This is a genomic window from Azospirillum oryzae (genome assembly GCF_900177515.1).
Lineage (GTDB): Bacteria > Pseudomonadota > Alphaproteobacteria > Azospirillales > Azospirillaceae > Azospirillum > Azospirillum oryzae_A.
Genome location: NZ_FXAK01000005.1, coordinates 439,850 through 459,698, shown reverse-complemented (window position 1 = coordinate 459,698; position 19,849 = coordinate 439,850). Strand labels below are relative to the sequence as shown.

The following is a 19,849-nucleotide window of genomic DNA, read 5'->3' as shown; positions in this document are numbered from 1 at the left end:
CGGCATCCATGCCGAATGGTTTAAATTTGCAACCTCTCGACATCTGACCGAAATGGTTTAACTTTGCAACCCTATTGATCGCGACGAACGGAGAATCGAATGAAGGGAAAGCGCAAGGACCTGGGGCAGGCAAACTGCGGGATCGCGCGCGCCCTTCAGGTCATCGGCGATTGGTGGTCGCTGCTGATCGTGCGCGAAGCATTCGTAGGAAAGCAGCGATTCGGCGAGTTCCAAAAGAGCTTGGGTCTTGCGAAAAACATCCTTTCAAGCCGCCTCAAGAAGCTGGTCGCCAATGGAATATTCGTCATCGAGCCGGACCCGGACTCCGCTCTCAGTCACCTTTACGTGCTCACCCCGAAGGGGGAGAAACTCTATATCATCCTCATTGCACTCTGGCAGTGGGGTGAGGAAAACTGCTTCGAGCCGGGTGAACTCGACATTGCGATGGTCGACGAACCAAGCGGACAGCCACTCGCCAAACTGCGGCTGCTGGCGCAGGACGGCCGCGCTCTCGGCTCCCGCGATTTCCGGCTTGCCCCAAAACAGGCGCGGGCTGCCGGCCGCTCTGCCCGACGGTAGCCTCCGCCCATAGGTGCCCGCCCGGAAGGCGGCGGCAACACCCTCATCCGCCCGGCGGTCAGTGGGGCGGCCAATCAATGTGGTGGATAGACCGCCGTGATGCCGGAAATCACCGTCTGCGCGGCAAGCGCGGCCAGCACGATGCCCAGCACCCGGCTGACCGTGTGGATCACCGTACGGCCGAGCAACCGTCCGACCCGGTCGGCGCCCAGCAGGATCAGCGTCACCCCGCCGATCACCGTCGCCGCTGCGCCCAGCACGCTGATCTGTCCCGCCACCGTGCCACCGGTGCGGTCCATCAGCAGCAGGATGGAGGTGATGGCGCCCGGCCCGGCAATCAGCGGCACCGCCAGCGGGAAGACGGCGATGTCATGCGCGTCCTCGTCGGTCATCGCCTCGCCGGTGTTGCGCTCCTTGCGTTCGGAGCGCTTGGCGAACAGCATCTCGAAGGCGATCCAGAACAGGAGCGCCCCGCCGGCGATGCGGAAGGCCGGCATCTCGATCGACAGAGTCTCCAGCACGACCTTGCCGAAATAGGCGAAGAAGACCAGCACCACGAAGGCAATGGCGTTGCCGCGGAGCGCGATGATCCGCTTGTGCCGGTCGTCGAAGCCGCGGGTCAGCGCGATGAACAGCGGCACCAGCCCCGGCGGATCGACGACGACGAAAAAGACGACGAGATTGCTGATGTAGTCCGACAAAGCGGGCTCCAGCCTGATGTTTATGTGGATGGTGTGCACCAATCATAGGCTTGGCGGCGCGGGGTGTCACCCCTCGGCCAGCGCGTGGGCGAACGCCTCCACCCCCTGCACACCGGCCGGGGTCAGCCCATAGGTGCCACGCCCGACCCGCTCGAACCAGCCATAGACATTGCGCAGCAGCATCGCCCCGACATCCTTCGGCGCCCCCGCCTTGCGCAGGGCTGCGACAGTCAGCGGCCCGTCGCGCAGCAGGCGGGCGATGCGCAGCGCATCCTGGCGATAGGCGGTGACGATGGCGACGCGGGTGGAGCCGCCCCGGTTGGGATCGCCGACCCGGCGGGCGTGCTCGCCCAACAGGCGGCCGGTGCGCTTCTTGTCCTTGCGCGGGGTATAGGGGATGGGGTCGAGCAGCACGGTGACCTGCCGCCCCTCCGCCAGCCCCGGATCGACCATCAGCAGGCCGAGCCCCAGCCGGCGGCAGAGTTTCTTCACGTCGCCGTCGAGGGGAGACGGCCCGGTGGCCTTGCGCCCCGGCTGCGGCACCGCGAGATAGACGCTGTCGCTGATCGCCAGCCGGTCCACCCCTTGCAACACGAGGTCGAGGGTGAAGCGCTTCTTCAGTTCGACGATCACCGGCGGCTCAGCCCCGCGCGTGGCCACAAGATCGCAGCCGTGGATCTCCGCCTTCACCTCATAGCCCTGGGCTTCGAGGAACGCTTTCACGGGCGCATAGAGGTCGGTTTCGGCGGTGACGGTCAAAACAGCGATTCCCCCGCCAAACCTTATGCACCGATCAGCATGTCCAGCGCGGCCACAATGACCGTATCCTCCGCCATCAGACTGCCGACACAGGGGCCAAGATCGGCAACCGGGACAGCGCCGGCGAACTGAGTGACCATGACATGTGGCCGCCCCTCGACGATCAGGACAGGATTGAGCCGGACGGCCGGCAGTGGCGCATCGTCCGGCGGCAGCAGAGGTGCTACGAAGCGCGTGTTGAGATCGCGCAGGATGTTGGCCTGCAGGTCGATCAGGTAGCCCGGACCGTCAAGACGACGGTGGACATCGAAGCGGGCCATCGGGGATGGTGCCCGTCAATAGGGCCGGTATCGGGCCAGTGGAAGTCCATGGGCCTTGACATAGGCATTGGACGACGCCAGCGCCTCCCGGTTCTCCTCCAGCCAGCGCTTGCGCTGCAGTTCGGCAATCTGGTCAGCCAGACCACGCTCGCACGCCCGCGACACGTTGATGCCAAGCGCCTTCGCCTGCTCCAGCAGATCGCTGTTGAGGCTGACGTTGGTCGCCCGTTTCGGGGCCGAGGCATCAAAAGCCAGTCGTGTGTCAGGCATCGGTTTCTCCATGGCCATGCACAGTCACTATGCGCATGGCCATGGAGAGGATCAAGAGGCCGCCTTCTCCCGATACAACGTCAAGCCGCCGCCTTCTGCTTGCGCAGGATGCTCAGGATGTCCGACGCCGCCTTCGGGATGTTGGTACCCGGCCCGTAGATCGCCGCGGCACCCGCCTTGTAGAGGAAGTCGTAGTCCTGCGGCGGGATCACGCCGCCGCACACCACCAGGATGTCGCCGGCGCCCTGTTTGCGCAGTTCCTCGATCAGTTGCGGCACCAGCGTCTTGTGGCCGGCGGCCTGGGACGACACGCCGATGACGTGGACGTCGTTCTCCACCGCCTGCCGCGCCGCCTCGTCCGGGGTCTGGAACAGCGGGCCGATATCCACGTCGAAGCCGATGTCGGCGAAGCTGGTGGCGATCACCTTGGCACCGCGGTCGTGGCCGTCCTGGCCCATCTTCACCACCAGGATGCGCGGCCGGCGGCCTTCCTCGGCGGCGAAGGACGCGACCTCCTCCTGGATGCGCTTGAAGCCCTCGTCGCCCTCATAGGCCGAGCCGTAGACGCCCGACACCGAGCGGATGACGGCGACATGGCGGGTGAAGGCCTTCTCCAGCGCGTCGGAAATCTCGCCGACGGTGGCGCGGGCGCGGGTCGCCTCGACCGACAGGGCCAGCAGGTTGCCGGTCTTCTCGGTGGCGGCCTTGGTCAGGGCGGCCAGCGCCTCCTGACACTTGGCCTCGTCGCGGCTGGCGCGGATCCGCTGCAGGCGGGCGATCTGCGCCTCGCGGACGGCGGTGTTGTCGATGTCCAGCACGTCCACCCCCTCGGGGTTCTCCGGACGGTACTTGTTGACGCCGACGATCACCTCCTCGCCACGGTCGATGGCGGCCTGACGGCGGGCGGCGGCCTCCTCGATCAGCAGCTTGGGCATGCCGCTCTCGACCGCCTTGGTCATTCCGCCCATCTCCTCGACCCGGCCGATCAGCTCCAGCGCGGCGTTGGCGAGGCTGTGGGTCAGATGCTCGATGTAATAGGAGCCGCCGAGCGGATCGACCACCTTGGTCACGCCGGTCTCTTCCGCCACGATCAGCTGGGTGTTGCGGGCGATGCGGGCGGAGAATTTGGTCGGCAGGCCCAGCGCCTCGTCGAAGGCGTTGGTGTGCAGCGACTGGGTGCCGCCCAGCACCGCGGCCATCGCCTCGATGGTGGTGCGGATGACGTTGTTGTAGGGGTCCTGCTCGGTCAGCGAGACGCCGGAGGTCTGGCAGTGGGTGCGCAGAGCCAGCGAGCGGGCGTCCTTCGGCTGGAACTTCTCCTGCATCAGGGAGGACCACAGCAGGCGCGCGGCGCGCAGCTTGGCGATCTCCATGAAGAAATTCATGCCGATGGAGAAGAAGAAGGACAGGCGCGGCGCGAACTTGTCGACCGGCAGCCCCTTGGACATCGCGGCGCGGACATATTCGAGGCCGTCTGCGATGGTGAAGGCCAGCTCCTGCACCGCCGTCGCCCCGGCCTCCTGCATGTGATAGCCGGAGATCGAGATCGAGTTGAACTTCGGCATGTGCTGGGAGGTGTAATCGATGATGTCGGCGATGATCCGCATCGAGGGTTCGGGCGGGTAGATGTAGGTGTTGCGGACCATGAACTCCTTGAGGATGTCGTTCTGGATGGTCCCGCTCAGCTTGTCCTGGCTGACGCCCTGCTCTTCCGCCGCGACGATGTAGCCGGCCAAAATCGGCAGCACCGCGCCGTTCATGGTCATCGACACCGACATCTTGTCGAGCGGGATGTCGGCGAACAGGATCTTCATGTCCTCGACGCTGTCGATCGCCACGCCGGCCTTGCCGACGTCGCCGACGACGCGCGGATGATCGCTGTCATAGCCGCGGTGGGTGGCGAGGTCGAAGGCCACCGACAGGCCCATCTGGCCGGCCTTGAGGTTGGCCTTGTAGAAGGCGTTCGACTCCTCCGCAGTGGAGAAGCCGGCATATTGCCGGATGGTCCAGGGCTTCACCGCGTACATCGTGGCGCGCGGGCCGCGGGTGAAGGGCGGGAAGCCGGGCAGCGTGTCCAGCTCCATCCCTTCCAGGTCGGCGGCGGTGTAGAGCGCCTTGACGTCCAGCCCCTCCGGGGTCTTCCAGGTCAGCTTGGAAAGGTCGCCGTCGGCGCCGAGATCCTTGGCGGCCAGCTTGTCCCAATCGGCAAGGGTCTTCTTCGGGAACTCGGTCATCGACGCCTCCTGATGGCTTCTTATGGCGCTGGTAATGTTGGCAGCGCGTTCCTCCCGATGCACCCCCTTCCGCCGGACGGACGGGCCGGCGGAAGGGGGGCTGGGGGTACGCTTCCTCTCGGTACTGTTCTTCTTATTATACGGTTACGCGAATTCCACGATCTTCTGATCGACCGCCAGGCTGCTGCCTGGGGCTGCGTGGATTTTCGCGACCGTTCCGTCCTGCGCGGCACGCAGGATGTTTTCCATCTTCATGGCCTCGACCACAGCCAGCACCTCGCCGGCCTTGACCTCCTGGCCTTCCGACACCGCCAGCGACACCAGCAGCCCCGGCATCGGCGACAGCAGGAACTTCGACATGTCCGGCGGCGCCTTGACCGGCATCAGCGCGTCCAGCTTGGCCGCCTTCGGGGTCAGCACCTTGACGACGGCCTGCGAGCCGCTGTGGTGCAGGCGATAGCCGACGCCGACGCGGTCGATCTGCACACAGACATGCTGGCCGTTGACCGTGCCGCGGAACAGCGGCGCTCCGATCTGCCAGTCGCTCCACACCGTGTGGTGCTTGCCGTCGATGTCGACGGTGTAGCCGATGCGCTGCGGGCTGCCGTCCGCCGGGTGCAGGTGCACCGGATGCTGGGTGCCGTCCAGCACCACCACCCAGTCGTCGCGCACCGTCACCTTGCTGCCGGGCATCTTGCCGGAGATCTGGATGTCGCGGTCGTTCAGGCTGCGGTGGATCACCGCCGCCACCGCGATCAGCACGGCCGGGTCTTCCGGCGGTAGGTCGGAGGCGTGGAAGCCGTTCGGATATTCCTCGGCGATGAAGTTGGTGGTCAGCCGCCCGTCGACGAAGCGCTGGTTCGCCATCAGCGAGGCCAGGAACGGGATGTTGTGGCTGACGCCGCGGATGTAATACTGGTCCAGCGCCTCGCGCATGCCGGCGATCGCCGCGTCGCGCGTCGATCCCCAGGTGCAGAGCTTGGCGATCATCGGATCGTAATACATCGAGATCTCGCCGCCCTCGAACACGCCGGTGTCGACGCGGACATGCGGATCGGCGGCCGGCGGCTGGTAATGGGTCAGGCGGCCGGTGGAGGGCAGGAAGTTGCGGAAGGGATCCTCCGCATAGACGCGCGCCTCGACGGCCCAGCCGGTCAGCTTCACGTCGTCCTGGGTGATCGACAGCTTCTCGCCGTAGGCGACGCGGATCATCTGCTCGACGAGGTCGAGGCCGGTGATCAGCTCGGTGACCGGATGCTCCACCTGGAGACGGGTGTTCATCTCCAGGAAGTAGAAGTTGCGCTCGGCATCGACGATGAACTCCACCGTGCCGGCCGACTTGTACTGCACCGCGTTGGCGAGCGCCACCGCCTGCTCGCCCATCGCCTTGCGGGTGGCGGCGTCGAGGAAGGGCGAAGGGGCCTCTTCGATCACCTTCTGGTGGCGGCGCTGGATCGAGCATTCACGCTCGCCCAGATAGAGGCAGGTGCCCTGGCCGTCGGCGAGAACCTGGATTTCGATGTGGCGCGGCTGCTGGATGTACTTCTCGACGAAGACGCGGTCGTCGGCGAAGCTGGAGCGCGCCTCGTTCTGGGCCGACCGGAAGCCCTCGCGCGCCTCCTCGTCGTTCCAGGCCACGCGCATGCCCTTGCCGCCGCCGCCGGCCGAGGCCTTGATCATCACCGGATAGCCGATGTCGCGGGCGATGGTCACCGCCTCGCTGTCGTCGGCGATGACGCCGAGATAGCCGGGGACGGTCGACACGCCGGCCTGCTTGGCCAGCTTCTTCGACTCGATCTTGTCACCCATCGCCTGGATGGCGTGGGCGTCCGGACCGATGAAGGCGATGCCGGCGGCCGCCAGCGCCTCCTGGAACTCGCGCTTTTCGGACAGGAAGCCGTAGCCGGGGTGGACGGCCTGGGCGCCGGTCTGCTTGCAGGCCTCGACGATGCGGTCGACCAGCAGATAGCTCTGGGCCGACGGGGCGGCGCCGATATGGACGGCCTCGTCGGCCATCTCGACATGGAGCGCGTTCTTGTCGGCGTCGGAATAGACCGCGACGGTCTTGATGCCCATGCGGCGTGCCGTGCGGATGACGCGGCAGGCGATCTCGCCACGGTTGGCGATGAGGATCTTCTCGAACATGCTGCCGGCCCTCACAGCGGAATGTTGTCGTGCTTGCGCCAGGGGTTCTGGAGCTGCTTGTTCTTCAGCATGGACAGCGCCTTCGTGATGCGGCGGCGGGTTCCGTGCGGCATGATGACGTCGTCGATGTAACCGCGCGACGCGGCGACGAAGGGATTGGCGAACTTCTGCTTGTACTCTTCCGTACGCGCCTCGATCTTCTCGGCGTCGCCGATGTCGCTGCGGAAGATGATCTCCACCGCGCCCTTGGCGCCCATCACCGCGATTTCAGCGGACGGCCACGCATAGTTGACGTCGCCGCGCAGATGCTTGGACGACATCACGTCGTACGCGCCGCCGTACGCCTTCCGGGTGATGACGGTGACCTTCGGCACGGTGGCCTCGGCGTACGCGTACAGCAGCTTGGCGCCATGCTTGATGATGCCGCCATACTCCTGGCTGGTGCCGGGCATGAAGCCGGGGACGTCGACCAGGGTCAGGATCGGGATTTCGAAGGCGTCGCAGAAGCGCACGAAGCGCGCGGCCTTCTTGGAGCTGTCGATGTCGAGGCAGCCGGCCAGCACCATCGGCTGGTTGGCGACGATGCCGACCGTGGAGCCGTTCATGCGGGCGAAGCCGATGATGATGTTCTTGGCGTATTCCGGCTGGAGTTCGAAGAAGTCGCCCTCGTCCACGATCTTGAGGATCAGCTCCTTCATGTCGTAGGGCTTGTTCGGGTTCTCCGGCACCAGCGTGTCGAGCGAGAAGTCCTCGCGGTCGAGCGGATCGGCGCAGGGACGGACCGGCGCCTTCTCCCGGTTCGACGACGGCAGGAAATCGACGAAGCGGCGCAGCTGCAGCAGGGCCTCGACATCGTTCTCGAAAGCCAGATCGGCCACGCCCGACTTGGTGGAGTGGGTGACGGCGCCGCCCAGCTCCTCCGCGGTCACGACCTCGTGGGTGACGGTCTTCACCACGTCCGGGCCGGTGACGAACATGTAGGAGCTGTCCTTCACCATGAAGATGAAGTCGGTCATGGCCGGCGAGTACACCGCGCCGCCGGCGCACGGCCCCATGATCAGCGAGATCTGCGGGATGACGCCCGAGGCGTCGACATTGCGCTGGAACACCTCGGCATAGCCGCCGAGCGAGGCGACGCCCTCCTGGATGCGGGCGCCGCCCGAATCGTTCAGGCCGATGACCGGCGCGCCGACCTTCAGCGCCTGGTCCATGATCTTGCAGATCTTCTCGGCATGCGCTTCCGAAAGCGCGCCGCCGAAGACCGTGAAGTCCTGGCTGAAGACGAAGACAAGGCGGCCGTTGACGGTGCCGTGGCCGGTCACCACGCCGTCGCCCGGGACCTTCTGGTTTTCCATGCCGAAGTCGATGCAGCGATGTTCGACGAACATGTCGAACTCCTCGAACGACCCTTCATCGAGGAACAGGTCGATCCGCTCGCGCGCGGTCAGCTTGCCTTTGGCGTGCTGACCGGCGATGCGCTTCTCACCGCCGCCCAGCCGCGCCGCGGCGCGCTTGGACTCCAACTTGGCCAGAATGTCTTGCATCGGGCGTTTCCAATCCTTGGCGTCGCAGTGACGGTCCCCGCTCCGGCGGCAAGCGACGCAATCATTCACCGGAACGCCGCGGATTATTCACAAACTTCGCAGCGCTTCAAACAGCCTCTTCGCAAAAACGTGCGAAGTTGCGAAGCCCTTTGCAAATGCGGCTTTGCCGTTGCTAAGATTGCGAAGAACGGCCGGTTTCCAAGGCCGTCGCGCTGGCCGGATTTTATACGCATGCAAAAGAAGCTATTCCTTGGCTACAAGCTGCGCCGCCTGCGCGAACAGCGCGGCCTGACCCAGGCGTCGCTGGCCAAGACGCTGGAGCTTTCGCCCAGCTATCTCAACCAGTTGGAGAACAACCAGCGCCCGCTGACCCTGCCGGTGCTGATGCGGATCGCCGCCACCTTCGAGCTGGAACTGTCCGCCTTCCTGGAGGACGAGGACAGCCGGCTGGTCTCCGACCTGCGCGAGGCGCTGGCCGACCCGCTGTTCGCCGGCGCGCCGCTGACCGCGGGCGAATTGCGCAGCGTCGTCGGCTCCAGCCCGGAACTGGCCCGCCGGGTGCTCAGCCTGCATCAGGCCTATCAGAAGCTTCATGAGCGGGTCCAGTCGCTGGCCGACAGCCTGTCCAACCGCGAACCCAGCAGCCAAGAGGGCGACAGCTTTGCCGGGCCGCAATTTCCGTATGAAGAGGTGCGCGACTATTTCCACTACTGCAACAATTACATCGGCCCGCTGGACGAGGCGGCGGAGCGGCTTTGGGATGCTGAGAAGATCCATTCCGGATCGCTGCTGAACGAACTGGCCGCCTATCTGAAGCGCCGCCACGACGTGCGGGTGAAGATCGTCGCCGACGAGGCGGGCGAAACCGCCATGCGCAGCTACGACGCCACCACCGGCACGCTGCGGCTGTCGGCCCTGCTGACCAGCTCCAGCCGCGCCTTCCACATGGCGAACCAGATCGCGCTGCTGGAGTTCGGCGACCAGATCGACGAGCTGGTGGAGCAGGCGAAATTCTCCAGCGAGGACGCGCGGTCGATCTGCCGGGTCGGGCTCGCCAATTACTTCGCCGGGGCGCTGGTTCTGCCCTACCGCGCCTTCGCCGCGCAGGCCCGCGCCCTGCGCCACGATGTGGAGCAGCTGCAAAGCCGCTTCTCCGCCAGCTTCGAACAGGTCTGCCACCGGCTGTCCACCCTGCAGCGGCCGGGCGCGCGCGGCCTGCCCTTCTATTTCGTGCGGGTCGACATGGCCGGCAACATCACCAAGCGCCATTCCGCCACGCGCTTCCACTTCGCCCGTTTCGGCGGCGCCTGCCCGCTGTGGAACGTGCACGAGGCTTTCGCCCAGCCCGGCAAGATCCTGGTGCAGTTCGCCCAGATGCCCGACCGCACCGCCTATATCAGCATCGCCCGCACGGTGACCAAGCGCGGCGGCGCCTATCTGAAGCCGTCACGGCAGTTCGCGGTCGGGCTGGGCTGCGAGGCCAGCCACGCGCCGGAGCTGGTCTATGCGGCAGGCATCGACATCACCGACATGAAGGCGGCGGTGCCGATCGGCGTCAACTGCCGCCTGTGCGAGCGCACCGACTGCCAGCAGCGCGCCTTCCCGCCGATCGGCAGCGAATTGCGGGTGAACGAGCACCACCGCAGTTTCGTGCCCTACCTGTTCAATCCGACGGACATGCCGCCCCGCTGACCATACCACTGATACGTGCACCAGGTTGGCCCGCAACTTGCTGAGAATGGGTCGCAAGATCGGCAGGGCCGTGCCTTCGGGCATTTCCCGGCCCGGTCGCTGCAAGCTGCTTCGCATTTTGCCAATGGCGGGCCATGGACGGTGACAATCTGCATCACGCCCCCAACCGGCGGGGGACGGCCTTCGCTCCCGAAGCGCTGGCCCGCATGCTGTCGGTATCGAGCGCGGCCCTGGCCCAGGGACGCGGCATCGCCCTGAACGTGAGCGTGCTGAGCGGCACGCCGCCGCGGCTGGTGGGCGATGCGGAAACCGCGGGTGCGCTGTGCAATGCGCTGGCCGCCAGCGCCATCGCCAACGCCGGCCCCGGCCGGTTGGACGTCCGCCTGTCGGCCCTGCCGGCGGGGGAGGAGCGCGTGATCCTGCGGGCCGAGCTGAGCGGGCGCTTCGACAGCCATGGCGAGACCGGCTTCGGCCAGGAACTCGCCCGCCGCCTGCTGGCGGCGCTGGGCGCCCAGATGACGGTGGAACACCATGCCGACGGGATGCGGCGGGCGGTGCTGGACATGCCGGTCGCCCTGCCCTCCCGCACCACCGACGCCGAACGGCTGATGAGTTGGGCGCGCGCGCGCGGCGGCCGGCTGCTGGTGGTGGACGACAGCGCCACCAACCGCATGGTGGTCGCCGGGCTGCTCGCCAAGGCCGGATTTTCGGTCGAGACCGCCAATGGCGGAGCGGAAGCGGTGGAGGCCGTCGCCCAGGCGTCGGTTCCGCCGGAGGCGGTGCTGATGGACGTCGCCATGCCCGACATGGACGGGGTAACGGCGACCGCCACCATCCGCCGGCTGGGCGACGGGCGGGGTCGCATCCCGATCATCGCCGTCACCGCCAACGCCCAGCCGGAAGACCGCATCCGCTGCCTGTCCGCCGGGATGAACGACTATCTGACCAAGCCGGTGCGGCGCGCCGACCTGCTGGGCGCCCTGGAACGCTGGCTGGCGCCGCAGCCGGCCTGAGACCTTAGAAGGACGAATCCGGCTCGTTCAGGAAGGCGTCCTCGTCCGGCGTGCTTGGACGGCCGAGGACGGCGTTGCGGTGGGGGAAGCGGCCGAAGCGCTCGATGATCTCGCGGTGCCGCTGCGCATAGCGCACCGTCGTCTCGTCGCCCACCCGCTCGGTGAACAGGGCGACGGAACGGTCCTGGCTCGCCATATCCTCGTGATGCTCGAAGGGCAGGTAGAGGAAGATCCGCTCGTCGGTCGTGCATTCCAGATCGAAGCCGTTGGCGACGGCATGGTCGCTGACGCCCCGCGCCTTGTCGTCGGTGGCGAAGGCGCGCGGGTCGTCGCGGAACATGTTGCGCGGCACCTGATCCAGCAGCACGCAAAGCGCGATGCAGCCGTCGACATCCTCCGTCCAATGGTCGTACGCGCCGCGCGCCGCCGCCTCGTAATGCGGCCCCAGCGTATCGGCGACCGCCCGGTCGAAGCTGGCCGATTTGCGGAACCAGTAGGGCTTCATCGCCTCGTCGAACCAGAAATCGACGATCTCGTCGATCAGCCTGTCCACCATCGCTTTCTCCCCCTCTACGTCTGACGCCCGAAGACCAGTGCCCCAAACGGAAACAGGGCGCCCAACGGGGCGCCCTGTCCAGGTCTCACATCGCCTCACCGAACCGTCGGGCTCAGTGCAGCGTGCTCCACAGCTTGCGCTTGGCGGCATACATCAGGCCGGCCAGCACCAGCAGGAACAGGATGACCTTGACGCCCATCTGCTTGCGGGCATCCAGGTGCGGTTCCGCGACGAAGGTCAGGAAGGTCGCCACGTCGTGCGCCTGCTGCTCCACCGTCGCCTTGGTGCCGTCGGCGAAGGTGACACCGTCGGGCTGCAGGATGTTCGGCATGCCGACCTGATGGCCGGGGAACACCTTGTTGTAGTTCATGCCGTCCATGATATGGACGCCGGGCGGCGGCTCCTCGAAGCCGGTCAGGAAGGCGTAGAGGTAATCCTCGCCACCGACACGGGCCTTGGCCATCAGCGACAGGTCCGGCGGCAGCGCGCCGTTGTTCGCCACGCGGGCGGCCTGGTCGTTCGGGAACGGCGACGGGAAATGGTCGGCCGGGATGCCCGGACGCATGAACATCTCGCCCGCGTCGTTCGGGCCGGCCTGCACCTCATAGCCGGCGGCGAGCGCCTTCAGCTCGTCTTCCTTGAAGCCGATGCCGGCCAGCGTGCGGATCGGCACCAGATGCATCGAGTGGCAGGCCGAGCAGACTTCCTTGTAGATCTGGAAGCCGCGCTGCGCCGCCGCCTTGTCGATGGTGCCGAAGATGCCGGAATGCGCCCAGCTCTGCTTGGGGATGTGCACGCCTTCGGAGGCCTGCGCGGCCCCGGCGATGCCGAGTGCCAGCGCCGCCGAAAGGATTGCAGTCTTCAACGCGCGCATCAGGCCTTCTCCATCGGCTTGGCATGGGCGCCGGCGGCGATGCCACCACCGCCCTTCAGAACGGACTCGGAGATGCTGTTGGGAAGCTGGCTCGGACGCTCCAGCTTGCCCAGCAACGGCAGCAGGATCAGGAAATGGAAGAAGTAGTAGGCGGTGCCGATACGCGCGATCAGCAGCCAGGAGCCCTCGGCCGGCATGGCGCCGGCATAGCCCAGGATCAGGGCGTCGATCGCCAGGATCCAGAAGAACTGGCGGTAGATCGGACGGAACTTGCAGCTGCGGATCTTGGAGCGGTCGAGCCACGGCAGGAAGGCCAGCAGCGCGATCGAGCCGAACATCGCCAGCACGCCGCCCAGCTTGTCCGGGATCGCGCGCAGCATGGCGTAGAAGGGCAGGAAGTACCATTCCGGCACGATGTGCGCCGGGGTCACCAGCGGGTTGGCCGGAATGTAGTTGTCCGGATGGCCCATGTAGTTCGGCATGAAGAACACGAACACCGCGTAGATGATCATGAAGATCACCACGGCGAAGCCGTCCTTGACCGTCACGTAGGGGTTGAACGGGACGGTGTCCTGCGGCCCCTTGGGCTCGATGCCGAGCGGGTTGTTCGAACCGCAGACATGCAGCGCCGCCGTATGCAGGATCACCAGACCCAGCAGGACGAAGGGCAGCAGGAAATGCAGCGCGAAGAAGCGGTTCAGCGTCGGGTTGTCGACCGAGAAACCGCCCCACAGCAGCGTGACGATCGGATCGCCGACGATCGGGAAGGCCGAGAACAGGTTCGTGATGACGGTGGCGCCCCAGAAGCTCATCTGGCCCCACGGCAGCACGTAGCCCATGAAGGCGGTGCCCATCATGACGAGGAAGATGATGACGCCCAGGATCCATAGGATTTCGCGCGGCGCCTTGTAGGAGCCGTAATACATGCCGCGGAACATATGGATGTAGACGGCGATGAAGAACATCGACGCGCCGTTGGCGTGCACATAGCGCAGCAGCCAGCCGTAATTCACGTCGCGCATGATGCGCTCGACCGAATTGAAGGCCAGCGAGGTGTGCGACGAGTACTGCATCGCCAGGAACAGGCCGGTGGCGATCATGATGACCAGCATGATGCCGGCAATGGCACCGAACGCCCACAGATAGTTGACGTTCCGCGGCATCGGGTAGTGGTTGTACTCGTGATCCAGCATCGTGAAGATCGGCAGGCGGCTGTCGATCCAGTTCACGACCGGATTCTTGAACTTGGTGGCTTGAACCTGAGCCATCTCGGGGTCTCCAGAACCGTTGGGCCGCTTAACCGAGCCGGATCTTGGTATCGCCGGTGAAGGCGTACGTCGGAAGGACAAGGTTGGCGGGGGCCGGGCCCTTGCGGATGCGCCCAGCGGTGTCGTAGTGCGAGCCGTGGCAGGGGCAGAACCACCCGCCATAGTCGCCGCGCGGATCGGTGACCTTCTGTCCGAGCGGCACACAGCCCAGATGCGTGCAGATGCCGATGACGATCAGCCATTCCGGCTTCTTCACGCGGGCATCGTCGGCAACCGGATCGCGCAGGTCGTTCAGATTGACGTCCTTGGCGGACTCGATCTCTTCGGCGGTGCGGTGGCGGACAAAGACAGGCTTTCCGCGCCAGGTGACCGTGATCGCCTGGCCGACGGCCACGGGGGCCAGATCGACGTCGATGGAGGCGAGCGCCAGGGTGTCGGCCGCCGGGTTCAGGCTGTCGATGAAGGGCCAGGCGGCCGAGGCCGCGCCGACGACGCCGACCGCACCGGTGGCAAGATACAGAAAATCGCGGCGGGAACCCCCCTCGCCGCCGGAGGCCGCGTGGCCACCCGTCCCGGGCGGATGCGTGGTCTGAGCCATAAGCCTGTTTCTCCTCAAGGCATGCCCGACGCCCTTTGCCCGCGCCGGACGACCGATGGACCGTAATACAGCAAGACGCGGCTAGCCCGCCCGCCGGAAGGAAAACCCTCAGGCATGCCGCGTCCGTCCGGAGTGGGTATCTCCAGCTTCAGACCTGCGGTATACCGTCGCGTCGACATCTTGAAAAGTCCTTGGCCGGGGGACAATTTGTCGCGTGTGCGAAGGGCAAGAACATTTGTATGCAAAACAAACACTTCGAAGCAAGGCCCGCGTTGCGCCTTGTGCTGTTCGAACCCGACATTCCGCAGAACGCGGGCACCCTGATGCGACTCGCGGCGGGGCTCGGCGTCGCGCTCGACCTGATCGAACCCTGCGGCTTCGTGCTGGATGACCGCCGGTTGCGGCGCGCCGGGATGGATTATCTGGACCATCTCGACTGGGTACGGCACAGCTCGTGGTCCGCGTACCGCGCGGCACCGCATGCCGGGCGGCTGGTGCTGCTGACCACGCGGGCGGCGATCCCCTATACCGACTTCCGCTTCGCCCCCGGCGACCGCATCCTGGTCGGCCGCGAGAGCGCCGGGGTGCCCGACGAGGTGCATGACGCCGCCGACGCCCGGCTGGTGATCCCGATGGTGCCGCCCGCCCGCTCCTTGAACGTTGCGGTCAGCGCGGCGATGGTGTTGGGTGAGGCCTTGCGGCAGACTGCCGCAGCAGGTCCACAGCCTTCCCCTGCACAGCCGGACACGCCATGACAGCCGTCACGTCAGCCGACCCCAGCATCATCGAAGACCGCAAGGCCCGCGCCGCCGCCTGGTTCCAGGAATTGCGCGACCGCATCTGCACCGCCTTCGAGACGCTGGAGGACGAGCTGACCGGCACCCACGCCGACCTGCCCCCCGGCCGGTTCGAGCGCAAGAGCTGGAGCCGTCCCGACCATGGCGGCGGCGAGGGCGGCGGCGGCACCATGTCGGTGATGAAGGGCCGGGTGTTCGAAAAGGTCGGGGTCAACATCTCGACCGTCCACGGCACCTTCAGCCCGGAGTTCCGTGCCAACATCCCCGGCGCGGCCGAGACCGGCGCGTTCTGGGCGGCGGGAATCAGTCTGGTGGCGCACATGCGCTCGCCGCTGGTGCCGGCAACCCACATGAACACGCGCCACATCGTGACGACCAAGGGCTGGTTCGGCGGCGGCGCCGACCTGACGCCGATGATCCCGGACGACCAGGATACTGCCGACTTCCACGCCGGCCTGCGCGCCGCCTGCGACCGCCACGACCCGGATTATTACCCGCGCTACAAGGAGTGGTGCGACCGCTATTTCTACCTGCCCCACCGGGACGAGGCGCGCGGCGTCGGCGGCATCTTTTTCGACAATCTCGAGTCGGGCGACTGGGAGGCCGACTTCGCCTTCACCCGCGACGTCGGCACCGCCTTCCTCGACACCTACGTCGCCCTGGTGCGCCGGCATATGAACCGCCCCTGGACCGCCGAGCAGCGCGAGCACCAGTTGATCCGCCGCGGCCGGTATGTGGAGTTCAACCTGCTCTACGACCGCGGCACCACCTTCGGCCTGAAGACCGGCGGCAACACCGAGGCGATCCTGATGAGCCTGCCGCCCGAGGTGAAGTGGCCGTGACCTGACGGCCCAGACCTAGCGGCGCTGGCCCATCTGAACCCAGGGCGCCCAGGCCTGCCGCACCATTTCGCCCCACAGCCGCATCGGCGCCATCCACAGTTCCGCCATGCCGGCCGCCGCCGCCATCGGGTCGGCGCCCGGCTTCCCGCCGACGGGACCGGCCAGCAGCAGCGGGGTCATCAGGCTGGGGGCGAGCAGCTTGGCGACCGCGTCGAAGGACGGAGTGGCGCGGAACTGGATGGCGATCACCTCCGCCCCATCCTCACCGGCCTCGCGGTGGCGGATCTGGATTTCCAGGTTCGGCAGATGGGCGGTCAGCGTCGTCTCGTCCGGCTTGCGGTCCATGCTCAAGCGCTCCGTTCGGGGTTCGGGCCGGGCTCCGGCCGTACAAGGATAGGGTTTTTGCAACTGCGAAGAAACCCTCTCCAAAGGGGGTGGCGGCAACCAATCCCCTTGCCGGGCGTTGATGGCGCTATGGACACGACCCTCCCCCCGTCCGATGCGCTCCCGCCCGACGCGGACACCCCCTCGCCCGAGCAGGAAGCCGCCTGCGCCGGGCTGACCTACAGTTCCGACGAGATGCCCGGCATCCGGCGGCGGCGCTACGGCAAGGGCTTCCGCTTTCTCTGGCCCGACGGGGCGCAGGTGACGGAGGAGGACACGCTGGCGCGCATCCGCAAACTGGCGATCCCGCCGGCCTACCGCGACGTCTGGATCTGCCCCGATCCCGACGGCCATCTGCAGGCGACCGGCCGCGACGCCAAGGGGCGCAAGCAGTACCGCTACCACCGCCGCTGGACCGAACTGCGCGAGGGCACCAAGTTCGGCCGCATGCTGGATTTCTGCCGCGCCCTGCCGCATCTGCGCGAGCGGGTGAACGCCGATCTCGGCCATCGCGGCCTGCCGCGGGAGAAGGTGCTGGCCGCGGTGGTCCGGCTGCTGGAGACCACGCTGATCCGCGTCGGCAACGAGAGCTATGCCCGCGAGAACAAGAGCTACGGCCTCACCACCCTGCGCGACGGCCACACCGAGATCGACGGGTCGGAGGTGCGATTCTCCTTCAAGGGCAAGTCGGGCAAGGAATGGAACGTCGCGCTGCGCGACCGACGTCTGGCGCGCGTCGTCGCAGCCTGCCGCGACGTGCCGGGCGACGAGCTGTTCCAGTATCTCGACCACGATGGCCAGCGCCACGCCGTGACCTCCGGCGACGTCAACGCCTATCTGCGCGAGGCGACCGGCGCCGATTTCACCGCCAAGGACTTCCGCACCTGGGCCGGCACCGTGCTGGCCGCCATGGCTCTGCGCGAGTTCGAAACCTTCGACAGCGCCAGCGCCGCCAAGCGCAACGTCACCCGCGCCATCGAGCAGGTCGCCACCCGCCTGGGCAACACCCCCAGCGTCTGCCGCAAGAGCTATGTCCACCCCGAGGTGCTGGACGCCTACCTGGAAGGCGACCTGCTGGAGTCGCTGAAGCGGGAGGTCGAGGCGGAACTGCGCGACGAACTGGCGGGGCTGAGCGGCGAGGAGGCCGCGGTGCTGGCCTTCCTGCGCGAAAGGCTGGAGCGGGAGACGGCGTCGCGGGCGCGGGAGAAGCGGTAGGGGTGGTTAAGTTCGGGCTTCGGATGCCCCCACCCTAACCCTCCCCCCTCAAACCGCCTCCGCCACCTCCGTCACCGGCAGCAGGCGGCGCATGACCAGGCACACCAGATCGCCGGCGATCATCCCGTCCGCTCCCACATGGGCCTGCACGCTGCGCAGCACCAGTTCGGTGCGGTCACGGGCGGACATGCCGCGGCTGTGGGCCAGGGCGGCGGCGAGCCGCTCCTCGCCGAAGGGCTCGCGCTGGCTGTCGACGGAACGCAACACGCCTTCGGTGCACAGGAACAGCGTCTCGTCCTGGTTCAGCACCATCGCCGCTTCCGCATAAGGCACGCCTTGGCGCACGCCCAGCGCCGGGCCGCCGGTGGTGGTCAGGAACTCCACACCGCCGTCGGCGGTGATGCGGCAAGCACCGCGATGGCCGGCGGCGGCATGGACCAGCGTGCCGGCGACCCGGTCATAGATCGCGACGAAGGCGGTGGCGAAGCCGTTGAAGGGGCTTTCGCCGCACAGCCGCTCGTTCGCATGGGTCAGGATCGCCGCCGGGCCGACGCCGGGGCGGGCGGCTTCGCGGATGGCGCCGCGCACCATCAGCATCAGGAAGGCTGCCGGCACGCCGCCGCCCGACACGCCGGCGGTGACCAGCAGGCTGTGCCGCTCGTCCAGTTCGATCACGTCATAGAAGTCGCCGCTGACGGTGTGGCCGGCCAGCAGCATGCCGTAGAACTGGCTGTCGCGGCCGACCGGCAGCTGGCGGGGCAGCAGGTTGGACTGCACGTCGCGGGCGGCGCGCTGTTCCTCCTCGATCAGCTGTTCGGCGGCGGCCAGCTTTTCCGTCTTGGTCTCCAGCTCCGCCCCACGCATGACCAGCTGGGCGTCGAGGGTCTCCTCGCGCGCCGTCGCCCCCATCGCCATGCGGCGGAAGACGCGCGACAGCCGGCCGAACTCGTCGTCGCGGTCGGCGGCCTCGTTCAGGGTGAAGGGGTTGAAACGGCCGGCCTCCACCGCCTTGACCGCCTCGCTCAGCCGCTCGATCGGCGCCATCTGGTCGCGGGCGAAGCGCATGCAGGCATAGACGCCCAGCGCCAGCACGAGGACGCCGACCAGACCGCTGATCTTCAGCTGGCGGCTCAGCATCGCCCCCGGCTCCGTATAGGGAACCCGCACCACCGCGACCGTCGGCACGCCGGCCGCCGAACCGGCGGCGGAGGTGGGGCCGGCGTAGCGGATCGGCGCCAGCGCCAGCATGCTGGTGCCGGACACGCGGATGGCGACATCGCCGCCCGGCACCACCGCCTTCGCCGCCGCGGTGTCGGCGTCGGACAGCGGGCCGCCTGCCCCGTCGCCCATCACCGCCCCACGGGCCAGAACCCGGCCGTCACGGTCGAGCAGCCATGCCCCGTCCACCGCGCGGGTGGCGAGCAGCCCGTCGATCAGGCCGTCGATCCCGGCGTTGCGCACGATGTCGGCGAGGCGCCGCACGTCGGCGCCGACCTGGACGATGCGCGGCTTGTCGACGCCGGTCACGCCGGCGAACTTCATCAGCCGGCCGTTCTCCATCGCCGGTTCCGACACCACCGACGCGGGGGAGCGGTTCAGCAGGCCGGCATAGGCGCCGTGGCGCGGCCCACCCTTGGCGTCCTGGCCGAAGACCGGGTCGGGACCGGCGAGATTGTGCAGATAGGCCCGGCCGCGGTTGTCGGTGATCCACATCTCGTCCGGGCCGCCTGCTTCGGCGATCTGCTTCAGCCGGTCGTTGATGGCGCGCGGCGACTGCTTCGCCGTTTCCGCCATCGCCACCAGATGGGCGGTCAGCGTCGCTTCCGACAGCAGCCGTTCGGACAGCAGCGCGTCGACCTCCTGCGGAATGTCGCGGGACTGGGCGGCCCCGCGCGCGAGCAGGCCGGCGGTCAGCCGCGCCTCCGCCTCGATCCGCTCGGTCAGGGCGGCGCGCGTCGTCAGGGCCATCGTCGTGGTGACGGCCGCAATCGCCAGCAGCACCAGACCGGTGACCAGCAGGATCAAACGCTGTTGGAACGTCATGGGATTGCGCCCGCC

Annotated in this window: 19 protein-coding genes; 6 read left to right on the top strand and 13 right to left on the bottom strand. The window is 67.3% G+C overall.

Annotated features, from left to right (window positions below):
- Nucleotides 1-99: 99 nt before the first annotated feature.
- Nucleotides 100-579: a winged helix-turn-helix transcriptional regulator gene (locus B9N97_RS10485; RefSeq protein ID WP_085086057.1), complete on the top strand. Its 480-nt coding sequence runs from the start codon at nucleotides 100-102 to the stop codon at nucleotides 577-579.
- 74 nt (nucleotides 580-653) lie between these two features.
- On the opposite strand, the gene B9N97_RS10480 is transcribed toward B9N97_RS10485, so the two are convergent.
- The 7 genes from B9N97_RS10480 to B9N97_RS10450 all read right to left on the bottom strand — a co-directional run bounded on the left by B9N97_RS10480 (nucleotide 654) and on the right by B9N97_RS10450 (nucleotide 8,552).
- Nucleotides 654-1,280: a MarC family protein gene (locus B9N97_RS10480; protein ID WP_167393268.1), complete on the bottom strand. Its 627-nt coding sequence runs from the start codon at nucleotides 1,278-1,280 to the stop codon at nucleotides 654-656.
- Between the two features lie 66 nt (nucleotides 1,281-1,346).
- Nucleotides 1,347-2,039 (bottom strand): DUF2161 family putative PD-(D/E)XK-type phosphodiesterase, encoded by a 693-nt coding sequence (locus tag B9N97_RS10475; RefSeq protein ID WP_085086053.1) that lies wholly within the window; start codon nucleotides 2,037-2,039, stop codon nucleotides 1,347-1,349.
- A 23-nt stretch (nucleotides 2,040-2,062) separates the two neighbouring features.
- Nucleotides 2,063-2,359: a CcdB family protein gene (locus B9N97_RS10470; RefSeq protein WP_085086051.1), complete on the bottom strand. Its 297-nt coding sequence runs from the start codon at nucleotides 2,357-2,359 to the stop codon at nucleotides 2,063-2,065.
- A 15-nt stretch (nucleotides 2,360-2,374) separates the two neighbouring features.
- Nucleotides 2,375-2,629, bottom strand: coding sequence for a type II toxin-antitoxin system CcdA family antitoxin (locus tag B9N97_RS10465; protein ID WP_244560657.1), 255 nt, complete (start codon nucleotides 2,627-2,629; stop codon nucleotides 2,375-2,377).
- A gap of 80 nt (nucleotides 2,630-2,709) precedes the next feature.
- Nucleotides 2,710-4,863 (bottom strand): methylmalonyl-CoA mutase, encoded by a 2,154-nt coding sequence (gene scpA, locus B9N97_RS10460; protein WP_085086047.1) that lies wholly within the window; start codon nucleotides 4,861-4,863, stop codon nucleotides 2,710-2,712.
- A gap of 144 nt (nucleotides 4,864-5,007) precedes the next feature.
- Nucleotides 5,008-7,008, bottom strand: a complete 2,001-nt coding sequence (locus tag B9N97_RS10455) for an acetyl-CoA carboxylase biotin carboxylase subunit (RefSeq protein ID WP_085086045.1) — start codon at nucleotides 7,006-7,008, stop codon at nucleotides 5,008-5,010.
- Between the two features lie 11 nt (nucleotides 7,009-7,019).
- Nucleotides 7,020-8,552 carry an acyl-CoA carboxylase subunit beta gene (locus B9N97_RS10450; protein WP_085086043.1) on the bottom strand — a complete coding sequence of 511 codons (1,533 nt, stop codon included), beginning with the start codon at nucleotides 8,550-8,552 and terminating at the stop codon, nucleotides 7,020-7,022.
- Nucleotides 8,553-8,783: 231 nt separating this feature from the next.
- On the opposite strand from B9N97_RS10450, the gene B9N97_RS10445 reads away from it, so the two are divergent.
- Nucleotides 8,784-10,244, top strand: coding sequence for a helix-turn-helix domain-containing protein (locus B9N97_RS10445; protein WP_085086042.1), 1,461 nt, complete (start codon nucleotides 8,784-8,786; stop codon nucleotides 10,242-10,244).
- 134 nt (nucleotides 10,245-10,378) lie between these two features.
- A complete protein-coding gene (locus tag B9N97_RS10440) occupies nucleotides 10,379-11,257 on the top strand; it encodes a response regulator (RefSeq protein ID WP_085086040.1) in 879 nt (292 codons plus the stop codon).
- A gap of 4 nt (nucleotides 11,258-11,261) precedes the next feature.
- Here the strand turns inward: B9N97_RS10440 and B9N97_RS10435 are convergent, their stop codons facing one another.
- From B9N97_RS10435 to petA, 4 genes are all read right to left on the bottom strand, one after another.
- Nucleotides 11,262-11,813: a DUF924 family protein gene (locus B9N97_RS10435; protein WP_085086039.1), complete on the bottom strand. Its 552-nt coding sequence runs from the start codon at nucleotides 11,811-11,813 to the stop codon at nucleotides 11,262-11,264.
- 112 nt (nucleotides 11,814-11,925) lie between these two features.
- Nucleotides 11,926-12,687: a cytochrome c1 gene (locus B9N97_RS10430; protein WP_085086037.1), complete on the bottom strand. Its 762-nt coding sequence runs from the start codon at nucleotides 12,685-12,687 to the stop codon at nucleotides 11,926-11,928.
- Nucleotides 12,687-13,955 carry a cytochrome b gene (locus B9N97_RS10425; protein ID WP_085086036.1) on the bottom strand — a complete coding sequence of 423 codons (1,269 nt, stop codon included), beginning with the start codon at nucleotides 13,953-13,955 and terminating at the stop codon, nucleotides 12,687-12,689. Before B9N97_RS10425 ends, B9N97_RS10430 begins: the two co-directional genes overlap by 1 nt.
- Nucleotides 13,956-13,983: 28 nt before the next feature.
- Nucleotides 13,984-14,553, bottom strand: a complete 570-nt coding sequence (petA, locus tag B9N97_RS10420) for a ubiquinol-cytochrome c reductase iron-sulfur subunit (RefSeq protein WP_085086034.1) — start codon at nucleotides 14,551-14,553, stop codon at nucleotides 13,984-13,986.
- Nucleotides 14,554-14,825: 272 nt separating this feature from the next.
- Here petA and B9N97_RS10415 point away from each other — a divergent pair, with 272 nt between their 5' ends.
- Together B9N97_RS10415 and hemF are read left to right on the top strand one after the other, a co-directional pair.
- Entirely contained in the window at nucleotides 14,826-15,308 is a 483-nt protein-coding gene (locus tag B9N97_RS10415; protein WP_085086032.1) for a tRNA (cytidine(34)-2'-O)-methyltransferase, read from the top strand.
- Nucleotides 15,305-16,192 (top strand): oxygen-dependent coproporphyrinogen oxidase, encoded by an 888-nt coding sequence (hemF, locus tag B9N97_RS10410; RefSeq protein ID WP_085086030.1) that lies wholly within the window; start codon nucleotides 15,305-15,307, stop codon nucleotides 16,190-16,192. The genes B9N97_RS10415 and hemF overlap by 4 nt, the downstream gene beginning before the upstream one ends.
- Before the next feature lie 15 nt (nucleotides 16,193-16,207).
- Here hemF and B9N97_RS10405 read toward each other — a convergent pair whose 3' ends face one another.
- Nucleotides 16,208-16,537, bottom strand: coding sequence for a hypothetical protein (locus B9N97_RS10405; RefSeq protein WP_085086028.1), 330 nt, complete (start codon nucleotides 16,535-16,537; stop codon nucleotides 16,208-16,210).
- A 129-nt stretch (nucleotides 16,538-16,666) separates the two neighbouring features.
- On the opposite strand from B9N97_RS10405, the gene B9N97_RS10400 reads away from it, so the two are divergent.
- Nucleotides 16,667-17,791, top strand: a complete 1,125-nt coding sequence (locus tag B9N97_RS10400; protein WP_085086026.1) for a DNA topoisomerase IB — start codon at nucleotides 16,667-16,669, stop codon at nucleotides 17,789-17,791.
- A gap of 48 nt (nucleotides 17,792-17,839) precedes the next feature.
- Here the strand turns inward: B9N97_RS10400 and B9N97_RS10395 are convergent, their stop codons facing one another.
- On the bottom strand, nucleotides 17,840-19,834 hold the full coding sequence (locus tag B9N97_RS10395) for a PP2C family protein-serine/threonine phosphatase (protein ID WP_085086024.1): 1,995 nt from the start codon (nucleotides 19,832-19,834) through the stop codon (nucleotides 17,840-17,842).
- Between the last annotated feature and the right edge of the window lie 15 nt (nucleotides 19,835-19,849).